At 61.2% G+C, this 539-nt stretch carries 1 protein-coding gene; it reads right to left on the reverse strand.

The window, feature by feature from the left end; genetic code table 11:
• Positions 1 to 539, reverse strand: a 539-nt coding sequence (locus MUY21_RS16185; RefSeq protein ID WP_248411269.1) for an EF-Tu/IF-2/RF-3 family GTPase, incomplete at both ends; no start/stop codon positions are given.

The following is a 539-nucleotide window of genomic DNA, read 5'->3' on the forward strand; positions in this document are numbered from 1 at the left end:
GCTTCGAACTTCGTGTGCGGGGTCACCGACCCCGGCTTGCACAGAACCTGACCACGCTCGACCTTCTCGCGGTCGATGCCGCGCAGCAGGACGCCCACGTTGTCGCCGGCTTCACCGCGATCCAGCAGTTTGCGGAACATTTCAACGCCCGTGCAGGTGGTTTTCTGCGTGTCCTTGATGCCGACAATCTCGATCTCGTCGCCCACGTTGATCACGCCACGCTCAACACGCCCCGTGACAACCGTGCCACGGCCAGAGATCGAGAACACGTCTTCGATCGGCAACAGGAACGCACCGTCAACCGGACGGGCCGGCGTCGGGATGAACTCGTCCACAGCCGCCATCAGCTCGCGGATCTTGTCTTCGCCGATATTGGCGTCACGGCCTTCCAGAGCGGCCAGGGCCGACCCTGCGATGATCGGAATGTCGTCGCCCGGATAGCCGTATTCGGTCAACAGTTCGCGGACTTCCATTTCCACCAGCTCAAGCAGCTCTTCGTCGTCAACCTGATCGACCTTGTTCATGAACACGACCATGGT

The organism is Aliiroseovarius sp. S2029, from assembly GCF_023195575.1.
GTDB lineage: Bacteria > Pseudomonadota > Alphaproteobacteria > Rhodobacterales > Rhodobacteraceae > Aliiroseovarius > Aliiroseovarius zhejiangensis.